Origin of the sequence: Pantoea sp. SIMBA_079 (assembly GCF_046940275.1) — a bacterium.
GTDB lineage: Bacteria > Pseudomonadota > Gammaproteobacteria > Enterobacterales > Enterobacteriaceae > Pantoea > Pantoea borealis.
Window position 1 is genome coordinate 1 of sequence record NZ_JAWRYR010000992.1, and the last position, 231, is coordinate 231.

Consider the following 231-nt stretch of genomic DNA (forward strand, 5'->3'; position numbering starts at 1 on the left):
GTTCGGATATGCTTCATTAGGGAATAATCCTGAATATTCATTAAACGGTTCTAAATTCTTGACATAGGTTTGAGGAGCACTATAAGGAAAAGTAATGTTTGGAACTCCGTTTTCTTTAAAATCTCCGCTTAAATCTTCATCCAGTAATACGATAGGCTTTTCACCAATATATTTAATTCCGTTTTCATTTTCAAACTCTGAAGTATAATGGATTTGATGGGATTCAAAATT

Annotated in this window: 1 protein-coding gene; it reads right to left on the reverse strand. The window is 32.0% G+C overall.

Features of this window, described 5'->3' with window-relative positions:
* Positions 1 to 231 (reverse strand): hypothetical protein (locus SB719_RS22910; protein ID WP_412160150.1); only part of this gene is annotated, 231 nt, incomplete at both ends.